Here is a 23366-nt window from a genome sequence, read left to right on the forward strand (position 1 = left end):
CAACTCACTTATAAGGTGAGTGAGAGCAACAACTAAATATGCCGTAAAAACCTATAACAATAAATAGGTGGCTGTTATCTAGTTAGCGCTTTGATTAAACCCTTAGTAGTAACAACTATGGAGATTTAAAATGGAGATGAGCAAGATTAAATTGGCTCTGGGCGTGGCAATCGGTATGAGCATGGCTCTTCCTATGGTTGCTTCTGCTGCTGCAGACCAAGAGGCTGCGATGGCCAACCCAAACAACTGGGCACACCCACGCGGTCAGCACAACAACAATGCATACAGCACCCTGAATCAAATCAACAAGGGTAACGTTAAGAACCTGAAGGCTGCCTGGACATTCGCTACCGGTGTTAACCGTGGTCACGAAGGCTCCCCACTGGTGATTAACGGTGTGATGTACGTTCACACTGCATTCCCAAACAACGTTTACGCTCTGGACCTGAACGACAACCAAAAGATCATCTGGTCGTACTTCCCTAAGCAAGACCCATCCGTACAAGCTGTTCTGTGCTGCGATAACGTAAGCCGCGGTCTGGGCTTCGGCGACGGCAAGATCTTCTTGCAACAAAATGACGGCATGCTGGTTGCTCTTGACGCTAAGACTGGCGCCAAGGTTTGGGATGTTAAGAACACTGATCCTAAGGTCGGTGCTACTAACACCAACGCTCCTCACGTTATCAAGGACAAGGTTCTGACCGGTTGCTCCGGTGCTGAATTCGGTGTTCGCTGCTTTATCGCTGCTTACAACCTGAAAGACGGCTCCCTGGCATGGAAGGCCTACTCCACTGGTCCTGACAGCGAAGTGCTGATTGGTGCTGATTTCAACAGCGCTAACCCACACTACAGCGCTCTGTCTGTATACCAAGACGTGAACGGTGGTAACAAAGAAGGCGGTTCTTTCAAGGCTCTGTCCAAAGACCAACTGAAGTTCCCTGAAAAAGACCTGGGCGTTAAGACCTGGTTGAAGCCACAAGCTGTTAAAAACGGCTGGGAACACGGCGGCGGTTCCGTATGGGGCTGGTGGCCATATGATCCTAAGTTGAACCTGGTGTACTACGGTACTGGTAACCCATCTGTTTGGAACCCAGACGTACGTCCTGGTGACAACAAGTGGTCCATGACTATTTTCGCTCGCGATCTGGACACCGGTATCGCTAAGTGGGGTTATCAAATGACTCCTCACGATGAGTGGGATTATGACGGCATCAACGAAGTTGTTCTGTTCGAAAAGGGTGGCAAGAAGTACGCATTCCACACTGACCGTAACGGTTTCAACTACACATTTGACGCTGTTGACGGCACCCTGCTGGTTGCTGAAAAAGCTCACCCCTTCATCAACTGGGCTACCCACGTTGACTTGAAGTCCGGCGTTCCTCATAAGGATGCTAAGGCTTCTACTCACCAAGATTACAATGCCAAGGGCATCTGCCCAGCAGCTCTGGGTGTTAAGGACCAACAGCCAATGGCTTACTCGCCACGCACTGGTCTGATGTACATCCCATTGAACCACGTATGTATGACTTACGAGCCAGTTGAGTCCAAGTACGTTGCTGGTCAACCATGGGTTGGCGCTACTCTGACCATGTTTGCTGGTCCAGATGGCGTAATGGGCGGTTTCGAAGCCTGGGATCCATTGAAGGGTAAAGCAGTTTGGTACAACAAAGAGAAGTTCTCGTCATGGGGTGGTGTTCTGACTACTGCTTCTGACCTGGTGTTCTACGGTACACTGGAACGTGACTTCAAGGCAGTTGATGCACAAACTGGTAAGCTGTTGTGGAAGTTCCAAGTTGGTTCTGGTGTGATCGGCAATGCCTTCACATACAGCCACAAGGGTAAGCAATACGTTGGCGTACTGTCCGGTATCGGCGGTTGGGCTGGCGTAGCGATGAACCTTGGTATGACCAATGACACCGACGCACTGGGTGCTGCTGGTGGCTACAAGGAACTGACCAAGTACAACGCTGCTCCTGGCGGCGGTGCACTGAACGTGTTCAGCCTGTAATAGTTGAAGAAATTCAAATATTTACAGAACTAACCGTTAGTTAGTGTGTCATATAAGCACCCCGCTCCGGCGGGGTGCTTTTTATTATTATAAGAAGATAAAATAGGCCGCTAACAGACACGAGGACAAAGGTAATGCTGATTAATTTCAAAAAAGTATCACTGGTTTTACTTTTCACTGCTCTGGCAAATAGTGCATTTGCTGCAGATGAAAATACGCTGGAAGTCGATCCGAACGTTGGTCGTGGTGGTGAACCTTCCCGTATTGATGATCCAACCGAATTCAAAGTTTGTGCAGACCAGGATAACCTGCCTTATTCAAACTCAAGACAAGAAGGTTTTGAGAATAAAATTGCCCAGTTGATTGCGCAGGATCTGGGCAAAAAATTATCGTATCAATTCTGGTATGACCGTATGGGCTACATCAGAAACACATTGAATGCGCGCCGATGTGATGTGATTATGGGGACCGTGGCCGGCAACGATATGGTGCTGACTTCGAAGCCATACTACCGTTCGGGCTATGTCTTTGTTACACGTAAGGAGAGCAATCTGAACATCACGGATTGGGACTCCCCTGATCTGCGTAAAGGCATCATTGGTGTGGTTGGTCAAACCCCGCCATCTCGCCCAATTTACGATAAAGGTCTGATGGAAAACGCCCGTCCTTATCGTATTCAACGTGACTTGAATCTGCCGCCCAGTTTCATGATTGACGATCTGGTCAAAGGCGATATTGATATCGCCATTGTCTGGGGACCAATTGGTGGGTATTATGCCAAACAGTCCAAAGTTCCATTGGTCGTTGTGCCAGTACCTGAGTATGAAGATACGAATGTGCATGGCAAGGAGTACTGGAATATTTCAGTGGCTGTGCGCAAGAAAGACAAGGAACGTCTGGCCATGATTCAGGAAGTGCTGGATCGTCGGCATGCGGACATCATGAAGATTCTGGATGATTTTGGTATTCCACATCTGGATGTCGTTCCCGGTGATAGCGTTGAAAAGAAACGCGAAACGCGCGGTGATGTAATTCCGAAATTCGAATAATGAATTGGCGTTATCAGGTTGCTTGGGTCAACCGTACATAACGCCTGTTCGTTATACGTATTACAAGTTGGTCATGGTTTGGCATGATCAAACTGTAGCTCTATTTTCAAACGAGGAGATGACATGTTAGGCAATAAGGTAGTTAAGGCGACGTTATTTGTTTCTATGCTTGCTCTGGTTGGATTGACTCTTCCACTGCAAGCTAGCGCCGAATGTAAATTGGTTGCGACTCAGGACGGCTCGCCGCTGGACATCAAGGCTGATGCCTTTGATACTCCAGAAGCAAAGCAATTCCTGGATACCTGTAAGAACCCCTACATTGGCAATGAAGCTGCAACAAAACGCGGTCAGAAGTTGTTCCAATTGTATTCATGTACTGCATGTCACGGCGGTCAGGCTGAAGGCGCTGTAGGCCCAAGCTTGCATGGTCCTAACTTCAAATATGCCAAGAACGCCACTAACAAGGGTATGTTTGAAACGATCTGGCACGGTACTAACGGCGGTATGGGTGCCAAGGGTAAAGGCTTGATGGATCCTTCCGATCCAGAAAACGGCCTGACACCAGATGAAGTGTTGAAGATTGTTGCCTGGGTGAGAACTCACAGCAAGACATTCACTGGTAACGAATAAGCGCTTATCGCTAAAATTCGGCACTAATTAAAATAAAAGCGGTCATTGTTAAAAGCGGTGACCGCTTTTTTTATGTGTAGCAATACCTGTTGGAGTAAAATCAATAACGTTAGAGGAGAGTATCAATGCGAAAAACGACACTAAGCACTCTGGGTATTATCTTGCTGGCTAGTTTGGCTGGCTGTGGTAAATCAGGCGATAGCGCAGGCGGTGGTGATAAGGCAGCCGCAGCCTCATCTGGTGAAATGATCAAGTTTGTTACTACTCAAGATGGTTCTCCACTCACCATCAAAGCCGAGTTGTTTGATACGGCTGAAGCCAAAGAATTTATGACGACAGGCAAAAACCCCTACATCGGTAATCAAGACGCGATCGCCAAGGGTAAAAAACTCTTCCAACTGTATTCATGCACACAATGTCACGGTGCTGACGCGCAAGGTCAGGTTGGCCCCAATCTGACAGGTCCCAACTATAATTACGCCAAGGATGCCACTAATAAGGGTATGTTTGAAACCGTGTGGCATGGTACCAACGGTGGTATGGGAGCAAAAGGTAAGGGCTTGATGGATCCTACCGATCCATCAAATGGTTTGTCCCCGGACGAACTGCTAAAAATAATAGCCTGGATACGTAGCCACGGCACGGCGACAGGTAACGAGTCATAGCAAATAAGAAAGGCATCATTTATGCAATCGCAAGTAGAGTCAGGTTCGGGTTTGCACCACGTCGTCATTGTCGGCGGTGGTGCAGGTGGATTGGAGCTTGCTACTCGCCTGGGAGATAAGCTGGGGCGCAAGGGTAAGGCGGAAATCACGCTGATTGACCGTACCCGTACGCACGTCTGGAAGCCTCTGCTGCATGAGATCGCAGCAGGCAGTATGAACCCGGACAAGCATGAGCTGGAATATCTCGCTCAGGCGCACTGGCATCATTTCCGTTTTCGCCTGGGGAGCATGGACGGTCTGGATCGTGCTAAAAAGGAAGTGTATATCGCGCCTTTTTACGATGAAGATGGCGTGGAAATCATCCCGCGCCGCACCTTCAAGTACGATACGCTGATCATTGCCATCGGGAGTACGACGAATGACTTTGGTATCGCTGGCGCAAGAGAGCATTCCATTGCGCTGGATACCCAGGATCAGGCGGAGCGTTTCCACCGGCGATTGCATAATGCCTTGGTGCGTGCCCATACGCAAAATGTCCCATTGCAAGCGGGGCAGCTTGAAGTCGCCATCGTCGGCGCTGGTGCTACCGGCGTTGAGCTTGCTGCGGAGTTGCATAACACCACACGCGAACTGGCGGCCTATGGCCTGGACAAGATCAACGCAGATCGCGATGTGAAAATCTCGCTGATTGAAGCCAGTGATCGCGTGCTGCCTGCCTTGCCTCCCCGTCTCTCCCAGTCGGTAGAGCTCGAGTTGCGCAAGCTGCGCGTGCATGTGTACACGGGTGAGCGCGTCACCGAAGTGACCGATAAGGGCATTTACACCCATAGCGGGCGTTTTATCCCGTCTTCTTTGGTGGTCTGGGCGGCAGGTATCAAGGCGCCGGATTTCCTGAGCCAGCTGGATGGGCTCGAGGCCAACCGTATCAACCAGCTCGTGGTGCGTCGCACCTTGCAAACCACGCTGGATGATGATGTGTTTGCCTTTGGCGATTGCGCCGCCTGTCCTTGGCCTGGGCATGATGAGAATGTGCCACCGCGTGCGCAGTCTGCTCACCAGCAGGCTTCCATGCTGGTCAAGACAGTCAAGAAGCGTGTGGCAGGCAAGGCTACGGCCCTGCCTGAGTACACCTACCGCGACTATGGCTCACTGGTTAACCTGGGCAAATACACGACCGTTGGTAACCTGATGGGCTCCGTAGGCGGTTCCAGCCTGTTCATTGAAGGCATGTTTGCGCGCTTTATGTATCAGTCGCTCTACAAGATGCATTTGATGGCACTGCATGGCTTCTTCACCGTGTTCTTACAGACATTGGCACGTATGATTACCCGTCGTACCGAGCCGCACGTCAAACTGCATTAATGCACGATTGCGGTTAGCAATAAAAAAGCCTCAGGAAACTGAGGCTTTTTTATTGGGCTTTTGATGGTGTGTTAGCTGGTTATTGGCTAAGCATCAAAATGTTTTCAGCTTATAGAGGCGATAGATCCCACTCATGCTGAGGCTGACAAATAAGCCGAAGGCAATCACGATCAGGTTAATGGAAAGCTCAGCCTTGACCATGAGGGCATACACGCCGATCAGTACAAGTATTCCCAGGTTTTCATTGAAATTCTGCACTGCGATGGAGTGACCTGCGCCGATGAGCAAGTGTCCCCGATGCTGAAGCAAGGCGTTGAGCGGCACCACGAAGAATCCACTCAATGCCCCAATCAAGAACAGCAGGCCGCTGGCGACACGCCAGTCATGAATCAGCACCATCGCCATCACCAGCAAGCCCATCAGAATGCCGGCTGGCAATACTTTGATAGAGTCTTCAAGCTTGATGTACTTGGCAGCAAATACCGACCCCACAGCAATCCCCACCGCCACCATAGCCGTAAGCTGGGTGGCGTGCTCCAGGCCGAAGTCCAGTGCTACAGCGGCCCAGGCCAGTACAACCAGCCGTAGCGTGGCACCAGCGCCCCAGAAAAGCGTCGTGACGGCCAATGATACTTGCCCCATGGGGTCTTTCCACAACACTTTGAATGAGTGCCAGAAATCCTTGAAGATATACAGTGGATTACGTTTGGGCAGCTTGTGGTCAATAGGTAGCTTGGGGATATACATATTGAATGTGGCGGCGGCCAGATACAGGCCCGTAATAATCCACATCGTCATCTGTACATCAATACTCGCCAGTTTACCGCCGATGATCGCCCCCAGAATGATGGCAAGCACGGTAGAGCCCTCCATCCAGCCGTTGGCTTTCACCAGCATGTTGGGGGGGAGAAATTCAGTGAGAATGCCATATTTGGCCGGCGAATAAGCCGCTGCGCCTATGCCGACGATGCCGTAGGCATAAAGCGGTGGCAAACCGAAAATCATGGCAATGGTGCCTATGAATTTGATGCCATTGGAAATAAACATCACTCGCCCTTTGGGGAAAGCATCGGCAATGGAACCGACGAAGGGGGCGAGCACAATATAGGAGATAACAAAGAACTCCTGCAGCAGTGGCGTATGCCAGTCAGGGGATTGCATTTGCTGCAACAGGGCAATAGCGGCAAACAGCAAAGCATTGTCTGCCAATGCAGACAAAAACTGCGCCAGCAGTATGATATAAAAACCTAGATTCATCGCAGGGTGTCGCCCGGCCGAAGCGCGGGCGATTTTAATTCCATTTCAGCTTAGAGCTGGCTAAAGAGCCTCGGCAGCAAAATCTGCCAAGCGTGAACGTTCACCGCGTACCAGGGTAACGTGGCCATTATGCTGCCAACCCTTGAAGCGGTCGACAACATAGGTCAGGCCAGAGCTGCCCTCTGTCAGGTAAGGCGTATCAATCTGGGCAATATTGCCCAGACAAACCACCTTGGTCCCGGGGCCGGCACGGGTAATCAGTGTTTTCATTTGTTTCGGGGTCAGGTTCTGCGCTTCATCAATGATGAGGAATTTGTGCAGGAAGGTACGTCCGCGCATAAAGTTGAGCGACTTGATCTTGATACGGGTGCGTATCAGATCCTGTGTCGCCGCGCGGCCCCACTCCCCGGCATCTTCGTCGGATTTGTTGAGTACATCCAGATTATCCTCCAGAGCGCCCATCCATGGTGCCATCTTTTCCTCTTCCGTACCTGGCAGGAAGCCAATGTCTTCCCCCACTGGTACGGTTACGCGAGTCATGATGATTTCGCTATAGATTTTCTTGTCCAGCGTTTGCGTCAAGGCAGAAGCCAGGGTGAGCAGTGTTTTGCCAGTACCCGCCTGGCCCAGCAGCGTGATGAAATCCACATCCGGATCCATCAGCAGATTAAGCGCGAAATTCTGTTCACGGTTGCGGGCGGTAATGCCCCAGATGCTGTTTTTGTGCTGGGTGTAATCCTTGACCACTTCCAGCACCGCGGTATTGCCTTGCTGGCTGCGGACGATGGCATGAAAAGGTTTCTCGTATTCGTAATAGACAAACTCATTCACCAGCAGGCTTTTGCAGATCGGTCCGGTGATGCGGTAAAACATGCGGCCGGCATCCTGCCACGATTCCATTTCCTTGCTGTGCTTTTCCCAGAAATTGGCTGGCAGTTCGCGCATGCCGGTGTACAGCAGGTCGGTGTCTTCGAGTACTTTGTCGTTGAAATAGTCTTCTGCAGCCACGCCGATAGCGCGGGCCTTAATGCGGATGTTGATGTCCTTGCTGACCAGGATAACCTGGCGTTCAGGTTGCTTTTTCTGCAGGTCGAGCGCAACGCCCAGAATCTGGTTATCAGCCTTGCTACCGGCCAGCATAGGCAGGTCGATGCTCACTGCCGAAGTCTGCATGAACAAGCGGCCGCTCAGGTGTTTGTTGCCATTGATCGCCAGCGGACAGCCATCATCCAGATTGTTGAGGCTGGTGCCCACGATCTCTTCCAGGTTACGGCTCGCCTGGCGGGCATTGCGGGCAACCTCGGTCATGCCCTTTTTGTTGTTGTCCAGCTCTTCCAGCGTGACCATGGGCAGGTAAATGTCATGCTCTTCAAAGCGAAACAGGCTGGAAGGGTCATGCATTAGTACGTTCGTATCAAGGACAAACAGTTTGGTACTTGTGACACTTTTTTTAGCCATGAGCTTATATTCCCCAGGTTGAGATTGAGTGTGCGTTAAAGCGATTTAATGAAATCAAGTACTTCAGCCGCATGGCCTTCCACTTTGACGCCGCGCCACTCGTGCACCAGCTTGCCCGAGCTGTCGATGACAAAGGTACTGCGCTCAATGCCGCGTACTTCCTTGCCGTACATCTTTTTCATCTTGATTACATTGAACAGAGAACACGCCAATTCATCCGTGTCGGCCAGAAGATCGAAGGGGAACTCGAACTTGGCTTTGAATTTTTCGTGGGATTTAAGGGTGTCGCGCGAGATACCCACAATCACTGCGTTCAGAGCTTGAAACTCCGGGTAGCGATCGCGGAATTGCATACCTTGCGTAGTACAACCTGGCGTTGCATCCTTGGGGTAAAAATAAACAATGAGGGTTTTGCCGAGGAACTCAGAAAGCTTGAACTGCCCACTGGTCGAAGGTAATTCAAAATCAGGAACGGGTTGGTTCAACATAAGTATGGGGTGGCATATACACGTCTCCATTGTTGTTAAAAACGCGCTATAAGGCAAGCCCGATATGGGTGAATCGAAAAGATTTTTTACAGGCGTTAAGAAACAGCGGGTTGGTGGAAGCGGGGCAGCTCGATCTCGATCAAGGTGCCTCCCCCTTTGCGCGGGCTGAAGGTGATGCGCCCCAGCAAGGAATCACATACCTTGAACGCGAAGGGAATGCCTAGCCCGGTCCCAAAGCGCTTGGTCGAAGGGCCAGGGCTGATGGCATGGGGGTCTGGTGTGAACGGCATGCCCGGGCCGCGGTCCGCAATCATCAGGCGCACGGTTTCGCGGCTTAGATCGGCATGTATTTCCAGCTTGGAGTGGTTAGGCACGGCTTCGATGGCATTCAGCAACAAGTTGTAAAGCGCCTGTTCAAGCAGGTGTTCATCGGTGTAAATGCTGTCATCCTGTTTTTCCCATGCCGGTAATTCCAGTTCGATGGATTTTTCTGCCAGCTTTTGTTGCAAGGGCGAGAGCGAACCCTGAATGATCTGGCTGAGCTTGCTCAGTGTGGGTTGCGGCTGCATGGGGTGCAGGTAGGACAGCAGCGAGCCAGTCCAGCGTTCCAGCCGGTCAACGGTGCTGATGATATCGCGCAGCGATTCACGGGTATCCTGATCCAGCTCGGCACTGTCTGCGACCTGCGCCGAGGCACGAATGCTGGCGAGCGGGTTGCGAATGTTATGCGCCAGCATGGGCACCAGCAAGCCCAGTGTAGCCTGCTTCTCGGTGCGAATCAGCGCATCCTGGCTTTGTGTCAGCTTGTCGGCCATGTCATTGATCGCGCCGGAGAGTGTGGCTAACTCCTCCGCACCTCTGCGGGGCGCTTTATGCTCCAGCCTGCCTGCACTGATTTCGGTGGTCGCGTGCAGCAAGGCCTTGATGGGCAGAACAATAGCGCGCTTCAAAAATACCCGTGAAAACAGCAGCAGCAATGTTGCCAGCAGGATAGGGATGGTCAGCAGGGTAAGGGAGGTGCGCTTGGATTCATCCAGCCGTTGCTGCAATTCCTGCTGCTTCAGGGATAGCAGGCGTTCAGCCCGTGCTGACACAATCTCGTAGCGCTGGAAAATGCCGGATTCCAGGTTGGAGTTCAGCGTTTTTTCAATCAGCTCGTCAGAAACTTCATTCTGGTGATTGAAGATGGTGCTGGTTTCCGTGATAAAGGTCGCATAGCTTTTTCTCAGTTCGTCGATAGCAGCGCGTTCCTCGTCGCCTACGGCGAGGCTGTTCAGTTTGACGAAGTGGGCGCCCACCGAGACGGTATACGCGTCGTACTCATCTTTGGCTTGTGGGTCTTTGAGAAAGTAAGCATCGAACAGCTCTTTCATCTGGCGATACAGGTCCCCCCGCGTCTGCTGGATTTCCTGAATCAGCAGATTGATACGTTGCGATTCATGGGAGGATTTATCCCACAGATGAATGCCCACACCGCCGGCCGCCCCAGCCAGGCAAACCAGCATGATGAAAGCAAGCTCGTGTATCAGCAGCAGGTCTTTCAGCGATTTTGGTTTTGCCATGACTAACGTTCTTCCAGGCGGAACGAAATGGGAATGCTCAGTGTGGTGATCTTGCCCTGCAAGGTAGAGGGAGCAATCGGCAGCGAGGAAAGGGCCTGACGATACATATCCAGGACCTGGCGATCCAGCACCTCATAGCCCCCAGACTGCTTGATGCGGCCATTGATGATGTGCCCCTGGGCGTCCAGCTCCAGCTCCAATACAGGGGTGCCTTGCATATTGTTGCGCCGTGCGATGTTGGGATACTTCTTGTATTTGGCCAGCACGTTAAACACGCTGTTTCCGAATTCATTTTTGGCTGCATCCAGATCTTGCTGACTGGGCGCGGCTACTTTCGGTGGTTCAGCCGGGGCCGCTGGAGCGGGCTGGGCTGCTGCAACTGGGGCTGGAGCAGGTGCCGTTTCGGCTTTCGGGGCCTCGGGCTGCGGCGTCGCGGTCATCACCGGTGGGCTGGGGTCAGGCTTGCGCTCCACAGGGGGAGGGGCAACCTCGGGTGAGGGCTTGATCACCGGTTTGGGCTGGGGTTTTACTTCCGGCTTGACCACGGGCTCTGGCTTTGGCGGCTCAGGCGCAGGGGCTGGCGCTTCTACTGGCGATTCCAGTTGCTTTTTGACTGGTGGGGCGAGTTCAATCTGTAACACCTGCGGTTCAGGCGGGCTGTCAAATTTGAGATTGGGCAACTGCCAGATCAGGATGGCATGAACGGCAATGGAAATAATCAGCGCCCATTGAAGCCGGTAAGAGGGCACCGAGATGCTGGGTGAGTAAGTTGCCAAGTTCACACGCTCAAAAATAGTCAGATAGGGGCCGGGAGGCCATCGTTATTATGATTTATTGTATTGGTTTGCCTGGGGCAAGGCCTTGATTCTGCCATAGAAACTGGAGTTCTGCAGCCTGCCTGCCATGGCTTCTCTTGTCTTCCTGAGTTCTACGATCATTCCCACTCCAGTGCCGGGTAAAGAATATTCACATTTCGTCGATTGACGATATCAAACAGCGCCCATTTGCCTTTTTCTCTGCTGGCGGCGGTATCCATGGCTTTTTCCATGACCTCGCCTTTTTTGATACTGGCACGCACATCGTTCAGCAGGGTTTGCAGGTAACGTTGTTCATCATTCAGCGCCTCTTTCCAATGGGTACTTACCGGGCCGTGGCCGGGGACGGCACGCGCTGCCGGAACTTCCTTAAGCTGGTTGATGGCATTGATCCAGCCCTTGATATCCCCATCGAGGGAGGGCGTGCGTTCAATGAACAGCAAGTCGCCCGTCCACAGGGTTTGGCTGAGGGTGTCGTAAACAGTGAGGTCGGTACTGGTATGGGCGGGAGGGTAGGCCTTGAGTGCCAGCTGGCGTCCACCAAGATCGATTTCAAGCGCGTCGGATACCGGTAGCGTTGGCTTGATGATTTCGCTGCCGGCAAAATCCTGGCCTTGCCACTGCTGGTTGCTGCGGAGATAGCTGTCGCGGCGCCGCTCAAGCGCGTCGGCCAGTTTGGCATGGCCTATGAATTGCGGATGATCGGCAATAAATGCAGCGTTGCCGAAAACATGGTCAGGATGCACATGGGTGTTGATCACATATAGAATAGGCAACGGAGTCAGCTGACGTATGGCCTCATGCAAGGCCTGCCCCACCTTGAGGTTGCCGCCGGTATCAATGACGGCGACACCGTTCTTGCCTATCACGACACTGATATTGCAGATGTCACCGTGATAGCCTTCCGATAGGTCCTCATGTACACCCTGATGCACATACACGCCTGGACTGATTTCGGTCAATGTCAGTGCGGTTGCCTGTGCATACGGCATTACCGCGAGTAAAATCAAGCCCTGAAGAAATCGCCACATCCTGAAAGTCTCCTCGTTATGATGACCGGTGTCGTGCGGCGACATGAGATGTCACCAAGGCATGGCAGGCAGGCATCTTGGCATTAAGCCTGACGATGGTCAATTGGCGCCGGGAAGATAGGGAACTTTTCCCGATAATCCCGGGTTTAACACATAATGCCAGTGCGGCTGTTATGCTGGCGTATGCGCACCCACCTTTAATTGCATGGTCAGGATGCAATGGTTTTTTGTGCGAGAACCCCAACCTACAAAAGAAAGAATGGAAATGAGTGCTGCCCGCTATACCACGACTGCCAAAATACTCCACTGGCTGATTGCGCTGACAATTTTTGGAATGTTCGCGCTCGGCTGGTTCATGACGGATCTGCCGCGTGAAACCCCAGACCGTGCCTTTTACTTCAATCTGCATAAATCGATAGGCGTTACGCTGTTTGCCCTGGTGCTGTTCCGCCTCTTCTGGCGTATCGGCCACAAACCTCCCGCTTTGGTGAGCACCCTGAAGGCATGGGAGCGCAAGCTGGCACAAGCTGGGCACCATTCGCTGTATTTGCTGATGGTGCTGGTACCAGTGAGCGGCTTGATCATGAGTGCGTTCAGCAAGTTCGGCGTCAAGTGGTTCGGTCTGCCCCTGATCCCTGGCCTGGATGACAAAGCGCTGCGGGATGTGTTTACCGAAGTGCATGAGGTCATCGGTTTGATCTTGCTGGTAGTCATTATCGTGCATGTATTGGGGGCTCTTAAGCATCATTTCCTGGATAAGGATGAAACCCTGAAGCGCATGCTGTAAAAGGGGATCCCATTAAAAAAGGCGTCTTGAGGACGCCTTTTTTATTTGCCCTTTGCCATGGCCTGATGGTTAATTGCGATGATCAGGAGGCGTTTTTGACATCAAGCTGCTGCGAAAATTTGGCACCCTCGTTATCTTCAGCCTGGACTTCCAGTGTGCCGGGTGCCGCAGGTGTGAAATCAAAGCGCAAATAGGGGTCTTCGCTGGTGCCCACGCCAAAATCCACGCTCATCACCGGCTGATCGTTATATGTGAATGCTGCTTTCTGGATATAGAAGGCAGGGCGGAAGCCTTGCGAAACCAGGTCGCGTTGCAAGCCGGTATACATGGGATGTTTGATGATAAAGGTCGCGGGCGTGGCCTGACCAAACTTCACGGGCGATTCCACATTCAGCTTGATCTTGCCAGAAGCCGCACGTATGGCAGCCTCATCGCCATCGACCGAGCCACCACAGCCGCCCGCCGCGCGAATCTGGATGGTGGACATATACAGCTTGCCGTCCGCTGTTTCGCCAATGGCGCGCACAAAAGAGTCGGTTTCCATGCGGATGCGGGTGGAGAGCTGCAGATTGCCAAGCAATTCCGTCAGGTGATAGGTCGCCGCCAGCTGAATCGGGTTGGCGTCCACGATGATGTACACATTCTTGATGGCGGCCGGGCTTTGTGACTGGTTCACCGTCAGGGTGACGGGTACTTGGGCGCCACTTTCCGCACGACGCGGGCCGGTGAGTTGTATGAAGGGCACTTCTTCGATGGTGCGGTTGGCAAAAAACGCCTCCTTCACCACAGGCCACAACTTGTCCGAGGCCTCGGCCCAAGCCCCTGTGCTACATGCCAGCAGCATGCCTGCCATTACCCATTTGCCCAACATCATGTTGGAATTACCTGCACTATGCTTGACCACGGCCTCTTCTCCTTAGAACACTGTTTTTATAATAGATAGCGCTTAGACATAAGAATGGCGATGACATTCGGCAGTCGCGCTTGCATCGTTTTTGCGTGTAGCAGCCTTAAAAAAACACAAGGCATCACTATACGATGATAGAGATGCCTTGTAGCTTAGCCGACTTTGGCAGATGGCGTCTGTGACTGAAGTTACTTAAGCCAGCCCAGTCGTTTTACCGTCTATTAAAAACGATAATTGGCGTTCAGACCCAACAGCCAGTTACGGCCAGCTGCCGGTTCAAAGAAGCGGCTGTTGCCATCATTTACCCGTACAGAACCAATGTAATCCTTGTCGAAAATGTTTTCAACACGGACAAACTCGCTGAAGCGCCAGCTCTTGAGCTGTTGCTCAAAGCCTGCGCGTACATTGAAGATGGTGTACGACGGTGCGCTATCGGTATTGGTATCGTTGACATACGCCTTGCTGTTGTGACGCGCTTCGAATGCGGTGCGGAAACCGGACTCGATATGCTTCCAGGCGGCTTCGGCGTAAATCTGCGTGTGGTAAGTGCCAGGAATGACGTTGCCCGATGCAATAAGGCCATTGGCTACGGTGGTGTAATCCGAATCAAATTTTGCGTTTAGCAGAGTGTACGCACCATATAAGGTGAAGTTATGTGGCAGTTTTGATTCAACTGACAACTCCGCACCGTTACGTGATGTCTTGTTTGCGTTCGTATATACAGAAATGCCATTAACTGTATTTGCAAGCACGATTTCATCGTCAGTCATGATCTTGAACAGGCTAAGATTGGCGCGTGTGTTATCTCCAAGAAATGCTTTTGCACCAACTTCAAAATTACGGCTTTCGCTGGGCTTGAGATTTAAATTTGGGGTGCTGCTGATAACAGTGCTGGCATAAGCCACCTCAACGAATGTAGGTGTTTCGAATCCTTTTCCATAGTTGGCGTAGAGATTCAGGGTCGGGGTTACTTTCCAAATGGCGCCGATGACGGGGGTTGTTTTTCGGTAGGATACATTCCCGCTACTGTCGCCATTGGTTAGTAATTGGTCATCGACTTCAAGGCTGACTTTTGTGCGACGTATCCCCGCATGCAAGTCCAAGCTTTCGAGAACAGACCAGCGTGCCTGAATATATTGATCGAAATTGCTCGCAATGTTTTTTTCGGTTCTGTTCAGAATGCCGGTACTCACGCCATTAGCGGTGTTGGTGTCTACCCGATCATCGTTCATTTTGCCGTAAGTGGTACCTACGCTTAAAGCATACGGTTTTCCCAACAGATGACCTTGATTGTCCCATCGGGCGTCCGTCCCCCAGAATTCACGAGATATCTCGCTTATGCGGCCCAGTGTCCCAAGCGGATTTCTTGGCAGATACTGCTGGTTTTCACGTGAGCCAACATAGCTAGTTAAAACGAGAGCATTGTCTGCATTAAGTTGATGTTCAAGTTTGAAACCAACTTGCGTGTGACTTCGGCTGACTTTCGTGTTTGCATTGTTTGCGGCGTTGACCACACTTTTCCTGTTGCTGAAGGCTTGCTCTCTGGTTAAGCCGAGAGGGTCCTGAGCATCCTGATCAAACCAATTGACTAGAGTAGTTAGCTTGGTGTCCTCATTCAGATTGAACTTGAATTTGGCAGTGCCTTGCTTTTTGTCATTGGCACTATGGTCGCGGTACCCATCAGATGAATATTGAGAATAGTTAATCAGATATTCCATGCCGTCAGCATTACCTGCGGCCCGAACATTCTCCTGCTTGGTATCATAACTGCCAAACATGACGCCTGCGGAGACTTCTGGCGTTTTTGGAGCATCTTCAGTGAGCATCTGAATAACACCGCCAGAGGAGTTTCCATAAAGAGCAGAAAAAGGGCCGCGCATGACTTCGATATTGTTTACAACGCCAAGATCCATTATCCCTGGCTGGCCCTGGCCATCGGGCATGGTCAGCGGAATGCCATCAACGTACACACGCACGCCACGCACACCAAACGATGAGCGGGCGCCAAAGCCACGGGTGGAGATTTGCGGGTCTTGCGCCATCTGCGTGCGGTTTTGTGCGGTGATGCCGGGGACGCGGATCAGGCTTTCTGACAGCGTCATGCGGGCCTGACCGTCCTGTATGTTTTCTTTTTCAACAACATCAATCGCCACCGGCAGGTCGAAACTATCCTGCGCTTGACGGGTAGCGGTGACCACGATGGGGGCCAGGATGGAAATGCGCTCTTCGTGACCGGTATCGGTGGTTTCAGCGGCCATGCCGGGTTGGGCAAAGGCGCATGCGCTCAAAACGGCGTATGGCAGTGTTTTTCGGATGAACATGATGCTCCCTTGAAAAGTTAATTTTTGTAATGGGCGGAGCATAGTACATTCGGTGGCTTGAGCGCATCAGGATAATCATGAATCTTCATTATGATTCGAAGCTGTAGTGGATAGTGTTGGGTCAAGCAGGCGGTGCCCCTGGAGGTGTAGAATATTCAGCCTGACCTACCAAAAAGGACATCTTGTGGCCGTTACCGGATTTAATCATTACAACTTGCGGGCGACGCGCGAGCAGATGGCAGTGTTGCTCGACTTTTACACCAGGGTGGTGGGCTTGACCTTGGGCGAGCGTCCTGGGCTCAGCAGCTTTGGCTACTGGTTATATGCCGGTGCCAAAGACGTGCTGCATTTGTCGGAAGTGAAAGAGGGGGTGGAACCCGCGTTGAATGTGCAAACCACGTTTGATCATGTGGCTTTTACCTGCACGGATTATGCCGCCATGGAGCAACATCTTCAGGCCCATGGCGTTCAGTTTGGCAGCCGTGTCGTCAAGGCGACCAATGTCAGGCAGATTTTTTTCAAGGATCCGTTTGGCAACGGCGTTGAGTTTAACTTCGACGAGAGTTAAGGCCGGGCTGGCCTTTGGATAGGCCAGCCTGATAGTGAATTTTAAATAATGCCTTCCAGCAACTGCACTCTGACCAGTTGATTCGCGGGCAGGCTGCCCGTGTCTTCATCCAGCACAATAAAGCAATTGGCGCGCGACATGGAACTCAGCATGCCTGAGCCTTGCGCGCCTGTGGTTTTGACTTTCCAGGTACCATCTGCATCGGCAAATAAAATGCCGCGCTGAAACTCGGTGCGGCCTTTGGCTTTGCGTATCTCTTCCACACAAATGGCCTGCAGCATTGGCAATGGCGGCGGCGATGCTTGTCCCATCAGCACCAGCATGGCTTCGCGCACAAACTGGTAAAAGGTCACCATGACAGCGACCGGATTGCCAGGCAAGCCGAAATAATGCGCGCTACCAATTTTGCCGTACGCCAGCGGGCGGCCGGGTTTCATGGCGATTTTCCAGAACAGCACCGAGCCCAGCTTTTGCAGCAATTGTTTCATGTAGTCGGCCTCGCCCACGGAAACCCCACCGCTGGTAATGACCACATCGGCTTCCGTCGCCGCCTTGGTCAGCACCTGCTCCAGCAGCTGCGGATCATCCTTGATGGCGCCCAGATCGATGATCTCGACCCCCATGCGGGTTAACATGCCGTGCAGGGTGTAGCGATTGCTGTCGTATATTTGTCCTGCCTGCAAGGCTTGGCCGACACTGACCAGCTCATCGCCGGTGGAGAAAAAAGCGACTTTGAGACGGCGATAGACACTGACTTCGCCAATCCCCAGCGAGGCTATCAAACCCAGGTCGGCACTGTGCATGAGATGCCCCTGCGGTAGTACTACTTCACCTGCACGCAGATCTTCCCCGGCAAGACGGATATTGCTGCCGGGTTTGGGCTGCTCAGCATGTCGCATGGTGTCACCCTCCTGCACCACGCGCTCTTGCATGATGACGGCATCGGCACCTGCCGGTATCACTGCGCCAGTCATGATGCGGACGCATTCCCCCGCTTGCAGGCTACCTGCCCAGGGCTGGCCGGCATAGGCCGTGCCGACAATCTTGAGGCGGGTTTCGCCGTCGCTTTGACCGTCCGCCGTGCGCACGGCATAGCCATCCATGGCGGAGTTGTCATGGTTGGGGACATTCACGGGCGAGCTAATGCTGGCAGCCAGAATGCGGCCCAGGCTTTCCCGTACGGGCAGGGTTTCTGTTTCACTTACCGGGCTGAGGTAGCGCCTGATATAGTCGCGCGCCTTTTCAACGGACATGGAGTTGGGGTCGTAGTCATCGGCACAGCTGGGGCTACGGGCAAGGTCTGCGAGGGGTTTTTCGGACATCTTGGATGGGCGCTAAAGTGAAATTAATGAGGGGTGGTCGATAGCCACAGACGTATGTAGTCGGCGATCTCGGCGGGCTGATTGAGGTCAAGCACGCGCAGGGTATGTTCAAAAGGCACGTCGCTGGCAATGGCAATAATGCTGTGATCCTGATCTGCCAGCAGTGGGTGCCCGAGAGAAGGGCGGTGAATTTCGATCTTGGGGATATTCGCCAGCTTGAAGCCTTCGACAAGTACCAGATCGCACATGGTAGGGTCGATATGATCGACCAGCTCAAACAGTTCAGGCTCAGGCTTGCCCGCCCGCTCCAACTCGGTGATCAGCGCCCAGCGACGGCTGGACCCAACCAGCGTTTGCACGGCGCCAGCTTCGCGCAAGCGATAGCTGTCTTTGCCCGGGTGATCAATATCAAACTGATGGTGGGCATGCTTGATGACGGAAATACGCAAGCCACGGGCGATCAGCACCGGTATCAGGGCGGTGAGCAGGGTGGTTTTGCCGCTACCGCTCGCCTGCGCGCAAAAGCCCAGAAGTCTGGGGCGCTGGTGATGGGCGGCAACATTGGGCATGGCTCAGGCTGCCTGTTCCAGGGTCAGCAACTCATCGCTGGTGTTGATGTTGCTGAATGCCAGCGGATGCTGGCTGAATTGGACTTCCACGACTTCATGCCCTTGCTGCCAGGTATCGACCTTGCGACCGCCTTCTTGCAGGTATTTTGTCAGGCTGGGCAACAGGGCGCGACGACAGAGGCTGATGACCGGATGTGCCTGCATGCCGGTTTTGGCGATGGCAATATCGGCATCATGCGCCATCATGCTATCCATCAGCTTGGCCAGCAGGTTGCGGGGCAGCAATGGCGCATCGCAGGGCACGGTGAGGATGTAGGCGGATTCGGTGGTGGTCATGGCCTTGTGCAAGCCTGCCAGCGGGCCGGCATAGTCTGGAATGTCATCCTGAATCACGGGGAAACCGAACGCCGCATAGCGTTCAATTTCGCGGTTGGCATTGATCAGAATTTCCGGCGTTTGCGAACGCAGGCGCTCGATGACATGCGCCACCATCGGCTTGCCGAGAAATTCGACCATGCCTTTGTCGACACCACCCATGCGACGACCTTTGCCCCCGGCCAGTACAACTGCGGTAATGGACATAATTAAGTTTCCCTGTTTAGTTATTCGTCAGATAAAAGCCGGTTGGCGCTTAGCCGCCGGTGACCGACATGAAGCGCACAACGGCAGGTTGTGCGCGTGCCAGATCAAAGTCGTGACCCTTAGGTTTGATCTGCATGCTGTTCACAATCGCATCCACCACCGGTTGGTCATCGTGGGGATGCTCGCGTAGCAAGGGCATCAGTTCCACCATATGGTCTTGCCCGAGGCACAGGTAAAGTTCGCCCTTGCAGGTAATGCGCACCCGGTTACAGGACTCACAGAAATTATGGCTGTGGGGCGAAATGAACCCCACGCGCGTTGCCGTGCCTGGAATCCGCCAGTAGCGGGCCGGGCCGCCGGTGCTTTCGGTGCTGCTGATCATGGAGTAATGCTGCTGCAGCCGTTTCAAGGTTTCGGCATTGCTTACATAGGTGTCGCCGCGCGCATGATCCACCGCGCCCAAAGGCATCTCTTCGATATAGGAAATATCAATCTGCTGATCAATGGCAAAATGCAACAGATCCAGCGCTTCGTCATCATTGACGCCGCGCATGATCACGCTGTTGAGTTTGATATTGTCGAAGCCGGCTTCTTTCGCTGCCTGAATGCCACGCAGCACTTTACTCAAATCGCCGACGCGAGTGATGTTGCGGAAACGCTCGGCGTTGAGGCTATCCACGCTGATGTTGATGCGTTTCACCCCCGCTTTGCGCAATGCGGCAGCCTGATGTTCGAGTTGTGAACCATTGGTCGTGACCACCAGTTCTTTCAAGCCGGGCAGATGGCCGATTTCTTCAAACAGCCATTGGGCATTTTTACGCACTAGCGGCTCACCGCCGGTAATACGCACTTTGCTAACCCCCATCTGCACGAAAATTTTGACCAGGCGGGCACATTCTTCCAGACTCAGCACTTCATCGCGAGGCAGGAAGGTCATGTCTTCTGCCATGCAGTAGACGCAACGAAAATCACAGCGATCCGTGATCGACAGGCGTATATAGTCCACCTTGCGACCAAACTGGTCTATCAATGCGTCCGGAATGTGCAGCTGTTTACCCATAAAATGCCAGTGCCTTGCAGCGAGACCTTGAATTTTAAGACTTTACCCCCGTCAGCACAATGCAAAACGACGCAATGCGGCACCGGGAGTTATGATGTTGGACCACGAATTTGGCATTATGCTCATAATGATTAAACGCAAAAAACGGAGATCACGCCTATGCCCAAGTTAAAAATCCGGATTTCCCACGGCAATGTCACTGCCATGGGCCCAGGCAAGGCCGATCTGCTGCGTGCGATTGAATCTACCGGATCCATTTCAGGCGCAGCAAAAGCCATGAAAATGTCCTATCGCCGTGCCTGGCAGCTGGTGGATGCGATGAATGCATGTTATCGATTGCCGCTGGTGGAAACCGCGATGGGTGGGGCAAATGGCGGCGGCGCCAAAGTGACGGAATTCGGTTTTCATATTCTTCGATGCTATGAAGAGCTGGTGCGCAAAAGTGAGCTGGCAGCGGCTGCCGAGTTACAGCAACTCATGGATTTTGCCGTTTAAGTATAGGGGTAACAAGATAGTCTGCGGTAGTTGATGTGCTGTTCCAATACGAATCGCTATTCCCGAATGGAAATAGCGGTAGTATGATGCTGTACCTAATTTCTTAATAAATACATTCAGGGAGAGTCAATATGCAAACGTACAAACGACGCACGATTTCTTTCATGGTAGCCAGTCTTTTCTCCACACTTGCCCCTGCGCTAATGGCGGCTGAGGCGGATCCGGAAACCCGCATTCGCCAGCTTGAACAGATGATGCAGCAAATGCAGCAGCAACGCGCTGAGCAAGACAAGCAAATTGAGATGCTCACCAAAGAGCTGGTCGGCATTGAAAATCAGATCAGCCAATCCAAAATCGCCAAAACCGAAGAAAAGGGCAAGAGCGAGGGAAGCCCCGTCTATGCAGCATTCAAAGATGGTCTGGTGTTTGATGATGCCAGTGGCAACTGGAAGTTGCAGATCAATGGGCGGGTCCAAATGGATTACCGCGACTATGAGGAAAATGACTGGAGAAAAGATACGTTCAGTATTCGGCGTGCGCGTTTTGGCGGCACATTTACCTTCCTGAAAGACTATGCCGTGCGCATCGAAGGCGAGTATGCCAACGCCACGGATGGCTCACGCGGAACTACAGCGCTTACCTACGGGTATCTGGATATCAACTGGTGGAAACAGGCCCGTATTCGTATTGGTCAATTCAAGCCGTTTTTTGGGCTCGAGCGTGCCTATGGCACCAATTTCACTGACTTTACCGAGCTTTCGCTCGCCACCAATAATGGATCCTCTTTTAACTCGACCTATGACCGCGGCGTCATGGTGTTTGGTGATCCTTTACCATGGCTTAATTACAACGCCTATGTCGTGAATGGTACCGGGCAGAACGACGACGAAATTAACAGTACGGGAAATACGCCAGCGACCAAGGTCGATAATACAAAGGATGTCGGGGGGCGCGTCAATGCCAACCTGGCCAAGCTCTGGAATATAGACAACGCCGTCATTCACATTGGCGCCTCTTTCAGTGACGGTAGTTTGTCACCGGCCACCACGCCAGCCTCTACGGCATTTACCCAAGCCATTAATCAGTCCACCGAAGCTAACGGGGTTCAGTTTTTCAGTGTGTCCGGCATTCAGTTGGGGCATGCAGATCGCAGGCGTGCGGGGCTGGAAACCGCGCTTACTTATGGCCCCATCAAATTGCAGTCTGAATATATCCGTACCAATTTTGAGGGCACCAAACTCACAGCGCCTCTCGGCAATTTCGATAATGACATCAAGGCCTGGTATATCAATGCCACCTGGATGCTGACAGGAGAGTCGTATGCCGACAGCTACAAAGGCGGCGTTTTTGGGCGTATCAAACCCAAAAACAACATGGCCATGGGCAAAGATGGTTGGGGGGCCTGGGAAGTTGGCGTTCGCTACAGCAAATTTGACGCTTCGGATTTCAAAAACATGCTGGCCAACACTTCTACCAACATTTATACCGCGGAGGCCGATTCATGGACGGCAGGCCTGAAGTGGATCATGACGCCCAATGCCCGCATGATGCTGAATTACATCCATACGGATTTTGATACACCAGTGCTGGTGAATGGCACGCGCAGTGATCATGAAAACGCCATGGTCATGCGCGCGCAATACGATTTCTAATTTCAACCCCAGGAATATCTTATGAAAAAGATGACGTTTGCATGGAGCCTGTTGGCCATGCTCATCACCTCCTCGGCACTTGCAGAGGACAAGGTGACGGTATTTGCCGCAGCCAGCCTCACCAATGCCTTGGCCGAGATAAGTGCGGCCTATGAAAAGGAGAAGGAGGCCAAAGTGACTCAGTCTTATGCCGCCTCCTCCGCCTTGGCCAAGCAGATTGAAAATGGTGCTCCGGCCGATATTTTTATTTCGGCGGATACCAAGTGGATGGATTATCTGCAGGACAAGAAACGCATTGAGGCCGCCTCACGCAGCAATCTGCTCGGCAATAAAGTGGTATTGATTGCGCCCAAGGGGCGTGGATTCAAGGTCGACTTTAATGCAGGCTTTGACTTTGCCAAGGCGTTTGATGGGCGGCTGTGCACGGGGGATGTGGAGGCGGTGCCTATCGGTATTTATGCCAAGCAGGCGCTGGGCAATCTCAATTGGTGGAATAGCGTGAAAACGCGTATTGTCGGCGCGCAGGATGTGCGCGCGGCACTGGCGTTTGTCGCACGTGGCGAGTGTGCGGCCGGGATTGTGTATGAGACCGATGCCAAGGTGAGTGACAAGGTGGAGATTGTCGGCGTGTTTCCGCAAGAGACCCATGCGCCAGTGGTGTATCCTGTTGCGCGGGTGGCGGGGGCAAAAAATGCCGACAGCGCTTTTCTCACGTATTTGAAAAGCCCGTTTGCTGCCGATATCTTCCGCAAATATGGATTTACCCCCTTATTTTAAA

Annotated in this window: 22 protein-coding genes; 10 read left to right on the forward strand and 12 right to left on the reverse strand. The window is 52.6% G+C overall.

The window, feature by feature from the left end; all coding sequences use genetic code 11:
• Positions 1-130 precede the first annotated feature (130 nt).
• The 5 genes from FNL37_RS02805 to FNL37_RS02825 all read left to right on the forward strand — a co-directional run bounded on the left by FNL37_RS02805 (position 131) and on the right by FNL37_RS02825 (position 5714).
• The gene (locus FNL37_RS02805) at positions 131-2008 is read left to right on the forward strand and encodes a methanol/ethanol family PQQ-dependent dehydrogenase (protein ID WP_015830880.1); all 1878 of its coding nucleotides are present in this window, start codon (positions 131-133) and stop codon (positions 2006-2008) included.
• Between the two features lie 134 nt (positions 2009-2142).
• On the forward strand, positions 2143-3057 hold the full coding sequence (locus FNL37_RS02810) for a substrate-binding domain-containing protein (RefSeq protein WP_159355058.1): 915 nt from the start codon (positions 2143-2145) through the stop codon (positions 3055-3057).
• Positions 3058-3180: 123 nt separating this feature from the next.
• Entirely contained in the window at positions 3181-3687 is a 507-nt protein-coding gene (locus FNL37_RS02815; RefSeq protein WP_015830879.1) for a c-type cytochrome, read from the forward strand.
• Positions 3688-3812: 125 nt separating this feature from the next.
• The gene (locus tag FNL37_RS02820) at positions 3813-4352 is read left to right on the forward strand and encodes a c-type cytochrome (RefSeq protein WP_159355059.1); all 540 of its coding nucleotides are present in this window, start codon (positions 3813-3815) and stop codon (positions 4350-4352) included.
• 21 nt (positions 4353-4373) lie between these two features.
• The gene (locus tag FNL37_RS02825) at positions 4374-5714 is read left to right on the forward strand and encodes an NAD(P)/FAD-dependent oxidoreductase (RefSeq protein ID WP_159355060.1); all 1341 of its coding nucleotides are present in this window, start codon (positions 4374-4376) and stop codon (positions 5712-5714) included.
• Positions 5715-5807: 93 nt separating this feature from the next.
• Here the strand turns inward: FNL37_RS02825 and lplT are convergent, their stop codons facing one another.
• The 6 genes from lplT to FNL37_RS02855 all read right to left on the reverse strand — a co-directional run bounded on the left by lplT (position 5808) and on the right by FNL37_RS02855 (position 12325).
• The gene (lplT, locus tag FNL37_RS02830) at positions 5808-6971 is read right to left on the reverse strand and encodes a lysophospholipid transporter LplT (protein WP_013443069.1); all 1164 of its coding nucleotides are present in this window, start codon (positions 6969-6971) and stop codon (positions 5808-5810) included.
• 60 nt (positions 6972-7031) lie between these two features.
• Entirely contained in the window at positions 7032-8429 is a 1398-nt protein-coding gene (locus tag FNL37_RS02835) for a PhoH family protein (RefSeq protein WP_015830877.1), read from the reverse strand.
• A gap of 35 nt (positions 8430-8464) precedes the next feature.
• Positions 8465-8917 (reverse strand): peroxiredoxin, encoded by a 453-nt coding sequence (locus FNL37_RS02840; protein WP_015830876.1) that lies wholly within the window; start codon positions 8915-8917, stop codon positions 8465-8467.
• A 95-nt stretch (positions 8918-9012) separates the two neighbouring features.
• Complete coding sequence (locus FNL37_RS02845; protein WP_013443066.1) at positions 9013-10479, reverse strand: sensor histidine kinase; 1467 nt, start codon at positions 10477-10479, stop codon at positions 9013-9015.
• A 2-nt stretch (positions 10480-10481) separates the two neighbouring features.
• A complete protein-coding gene (locus FNL37_RS02850; RefSeq protein WP_159355061.1) occupies positions 10482-11255 on the reverse strand; it encodes an energy transducer TonB in 774 nt (257 codons plus the stop codon).
• Between the two features lie 158 nt (positions 11256-11413).
• A complete protein-coding gene (locus FNL37_RS02855; RefSeq protein ID WP_159355062.1) occupies positions 11414-12325 on the reverse strand; it encodes a quinoprotein relay system zinc metallohydrolase 2 in 912 nt (303 codons plus the stop codon).
• Between the two features lie 259 nt (positions 12326-12584).
• Between FNL37_RS02855 and FNL37_RS02860 the strand changes: the two genes are divergently transcribed.
• Positions 12585-13112: a cytochrome b gene (locus FNL37_RS02860; RefSeq protein WP_015830872.1), complete on the forward strand. Its 528-nt coding sequence runs from the start codon at positions 12585-12587 to the stop codon at positions 13110-13112.
• Positions 13113-13194: 82 nt separating this feature from the next.
• Here FNL37_RS02860 and FNL37_RS02865 read toward each other — a convergent pair whose 3' ends face one another.
• Positions 13195-14016 (reverse strand): quinoprotein dehydrogenase-associated SoxYZ-like carrier, encoded by an 822-nt coding sequence (locus tag FNL37_RS02865; protein WP_159355063.1) that lies wholly within the window; start codon positions 14014-14016, stop codon positions 13195-13197.
• Positions 14017-14240: 224 nt separating this feature from the next.
• Positions 14241-16340, reverse strand: a complete 2100-nt coding sequence (locus tag FNL37_RS02870; protein ID WP_159355064.1) for a TonB-dependent receptor family protein — start codon at positions 16338-16340, stop codon at positions 14241-14243.
• Positions 16341-16524: 184 nt separating this feature from the next.
• Here FNL37_RS02870 and FNL37_RS02875 point away from each other — a divergent pair, with 184 nt between their 5' ends.
• The gene (locus FNL37_RS02875; RefSeq protein ID WP_013443059.1) at positions 16525-16908 is read left to right on the forward strand and encodes a VOC family protein; all 384 of its coding nucleotides are present in this window, start codon (positions 16525-16527) and stop codon (positions 16906-16908) included.
• Between the two features lie 41 nt (positions 16909-16949).
• Here FNL37_RS02875 and moeA read toward each other — a convergent pair whose 3' ends face one another.
• The 4 genes from moeA to moaA are packed head-to-tail and all read right to left on the reverse strand — an operon-like array spanning position 16950 to position 20441.
• Complete coding sequence (moeA, locus tag FNL37_RS02880; protein ID WP_159355065.1) at positions 16950-18230, reverse strand: molybdopterin molybdotransferase MoeA; 1281 nt, start codon at positions 18228-18230, stop codon at positions 16950-16952.
• A 23-nt stretch (positions 18231-18253) separates the two neighbouring features.
• Complete coding sequence (mobB, locus tag FNL37_RS02885) at positions 18254-18799, reverse strand: molybdopterin-guanine dinucleotide biosynthesis protein B (RefSeq protein ID WP_013443057.1); 546 nt, start codon at positions 18797-18799, stop codon at positions 18254-18256.
• A gap of 3 nt (positions 18800-18802) precedes the next feature.
• Entirely contained in the window at positions 18803-19381 is a 579-nt protein-coding gene (gene mobA, locus FNL37_RS02890) for a molybdenum cofactor guanylyltransferase MobA (RefSeq protein ID WP_013443056.1), read from the reverse strand.
• A gap of 49 nt (positions 19382-19430) precedes the next feature.
• Positions 19431-20441, reverse strand: a complete 1011-nt coding sequence (moaA, locus tag FNL37_RS02895) for a GTP 3',8-cyclase MoaA (RefSeq protein ID WP_159355066.1) — start codon at positions 20439-20441, stop codon at positions 19431-19433.
• A gap of 159 nt (positions 20442-20600) precedes the next feature.
• On the opposite strand from moaA, the gene FNL37_RS02900 reads away from it, so the two are divergent.
• The 3 genes from FNL37_RS02900 (at position 20601) to modA (ending at position 23365) form a co-directional block, all read left to right on the forward strand.
• Complete coding sequence (locus FNL37_RS02900) at positions 20601-20936, forward strand: winged helix-turn-helix domain-containing protein (protein ID WP_013443054.1); 336 nt, start codon at positions 20601-20603, stop codon at positions 20934-20936.
• A gap of 131 nt (positions 20937-21067) precedes the next feature.
• Entirely contained in the window at positions 21068-22588 is a 1521-nt protein-coding gene (locus FNL37_RS02905; protein WP_244948186.1) for an OprO/OprP family phosphate-selective porin, read from the forward strand.
• A gap of 21 nt (positions 22589-22609) precedes the next feature.
• On the forward strand, positions 22610-23365 hold the full coding sequence (modA, locus tag FNL37_RS02910) for a molybdate ABC transporter substrate-binding protein (protein WP_159355067.1): 756 nt from the start codon (positions 22610-22612) through the stop codon (positions 23363-23365).
• Position 23366: the final 1 nt, after the last annotated feature.

Origin of the sequence: Methylovorus glucosotrophus, assembly GCF_009858335.1 — a bacterium.
Taxonomy (GTDB): Bacteria; Pseudomonadota; Gammaproteobacteria; order Burkholderiales; family Methylophilaceae; genus Methylovorus; species Methylovorus glucosotrophus.

Excerpts from the sequence above, each read along its gene's own strand:
- FNL37_RS02805 (WP_015830880.1), top strand. The coding sequence starts at position 131 with ATGGAGATGAGCAAGATTAAATTGGCTCTGGGCGTGGCAATCGGTATG.
- FNL37_RS02810 (WP_159355058.1), top strand. The coding sequence starts at position 2,143 with ATGCTGATTAATTTCAAAAAAGTATCACTGGTTTTACTTTTCACTGCT.
- FNL37_RS02815 (WP_015830879.1), top strand. The coding sequence starts at position 3,181 with ATGTTAGGCAATAAGGTAGTTAAGGCGACGTTATTTGTTTCTATGCTT.
- FNL37_RS02820 (WP_159355059.1), top strand. The coding sequence starts at position 3,813 with ATGCGAAAAACGACACTAAGCACTCTGGGTATTATCTTGCTGGCTAGT.
- FNL37_RS02825 (WP_159355060.1), top strand. The coding sequence starts at position 4,374 with ATGCAATCGCAAGTAGAGTCAGGTTCGGGTTTGCACCACGTCGTCATT.
- lplT (WP_013443069.1), bottom strand. The coding sequence starts at position 6,971 with ATGAATCTAGGTTTTTATATCATACTGCTGGCGCAGTTTTTGTCTGCA.
- FNL37_RS02835 (WP_015830877.1), bottom strand. The coding sequence starts at position 8,429 with ATGGCTAAAAAAAGTGTCACAAGTACCAAACTGTTTGTCCTTGATACG.
- FNL37_RS02840 (WP_015830876.1), bottom strand. The coding sequence starts at position 8,917 with ATGTTGAACCAACCCGTTCCTGATTTTGAATTACCTTCGACCAGTGGG.
- FNL37_RS02845 (WP_013443066.1), bottom strand. The coding sequence starts at position 10,479 with ATGGCAAAACCAAAATCGCTGAAAGACCTGCTGCTGATACACGAGCTT.
- FNL37_RS02855 (WP_159355062.1), bottom strand. The coding sequence starts at position 12,325 with ATGTGGCGATTTCTTCAGGGCTTGATTTTACTCGCGGTAATGCCGTAT.
- FNL37_RS02860 (WP_015830872.1), top strand. The coding sequence starts at position 12,585 with ATGGAAATGAGTGCTGCCCGCTATACCACGACTGCCAAAATACTCCAC.
- FNL37_RS02870 (WP_159355064.1), bottom strand. The coding sequence starts at position 16,340 with ATGTTCATCCGAAAAACACTGCCATACGCCGTTTTGAGCGCATGCGCC.
- moeA (WP_159355065.1), bottom strand. The coding sequence starts at position 18,230 with ATGTCCGAAAAACCCCTCGCAGACCTTGCCCGTAGCCCCAGCTGTGCC.
- mobB (WP_013443057.1), bottom strand. The coding sequence starts at position 18,799 with ATGCCCAATGTTGCCGCCCATCACCAGCGCCCCAGACTTCTGGGCTTT.
- mobA (WP_013443056.1), bottom strand. The coding sequence starts at position 19,381 with ATGTCCATTACCGCAGTTGTACTGGCCGGGGGCAAAGGTCGTCGCATG.
- moaA (WP_159355066.1), bottom strand. The coding sequence starts at position 20,441 with ATGGGTAAACAGCTGCACATTCCGGACGCATTGATAGACCAGTTTGGT.
- FNL37_RS02900 (WP_013443054.1), top strand. The coding sequence starts at position 20,601 with ATGCCCAAGTTAAAAATCCGGATTTCCCACGGCAATGTCACTGCCATG.
- FNL37_RS02905 (WP_244948186.1), top strand. The coding sequence starts at position 21,068 with ATGCAAACGTACAAACGACGCACGATTTCTTTCATGGTAGCCAGTCTT.
- modA (WP_159355067.1), top strand. The coding sequence starts at position 22,610 with ATGAAAAAGATGACGTTTGCATGGAGCCTGTTGGCCATGCTCATCACC.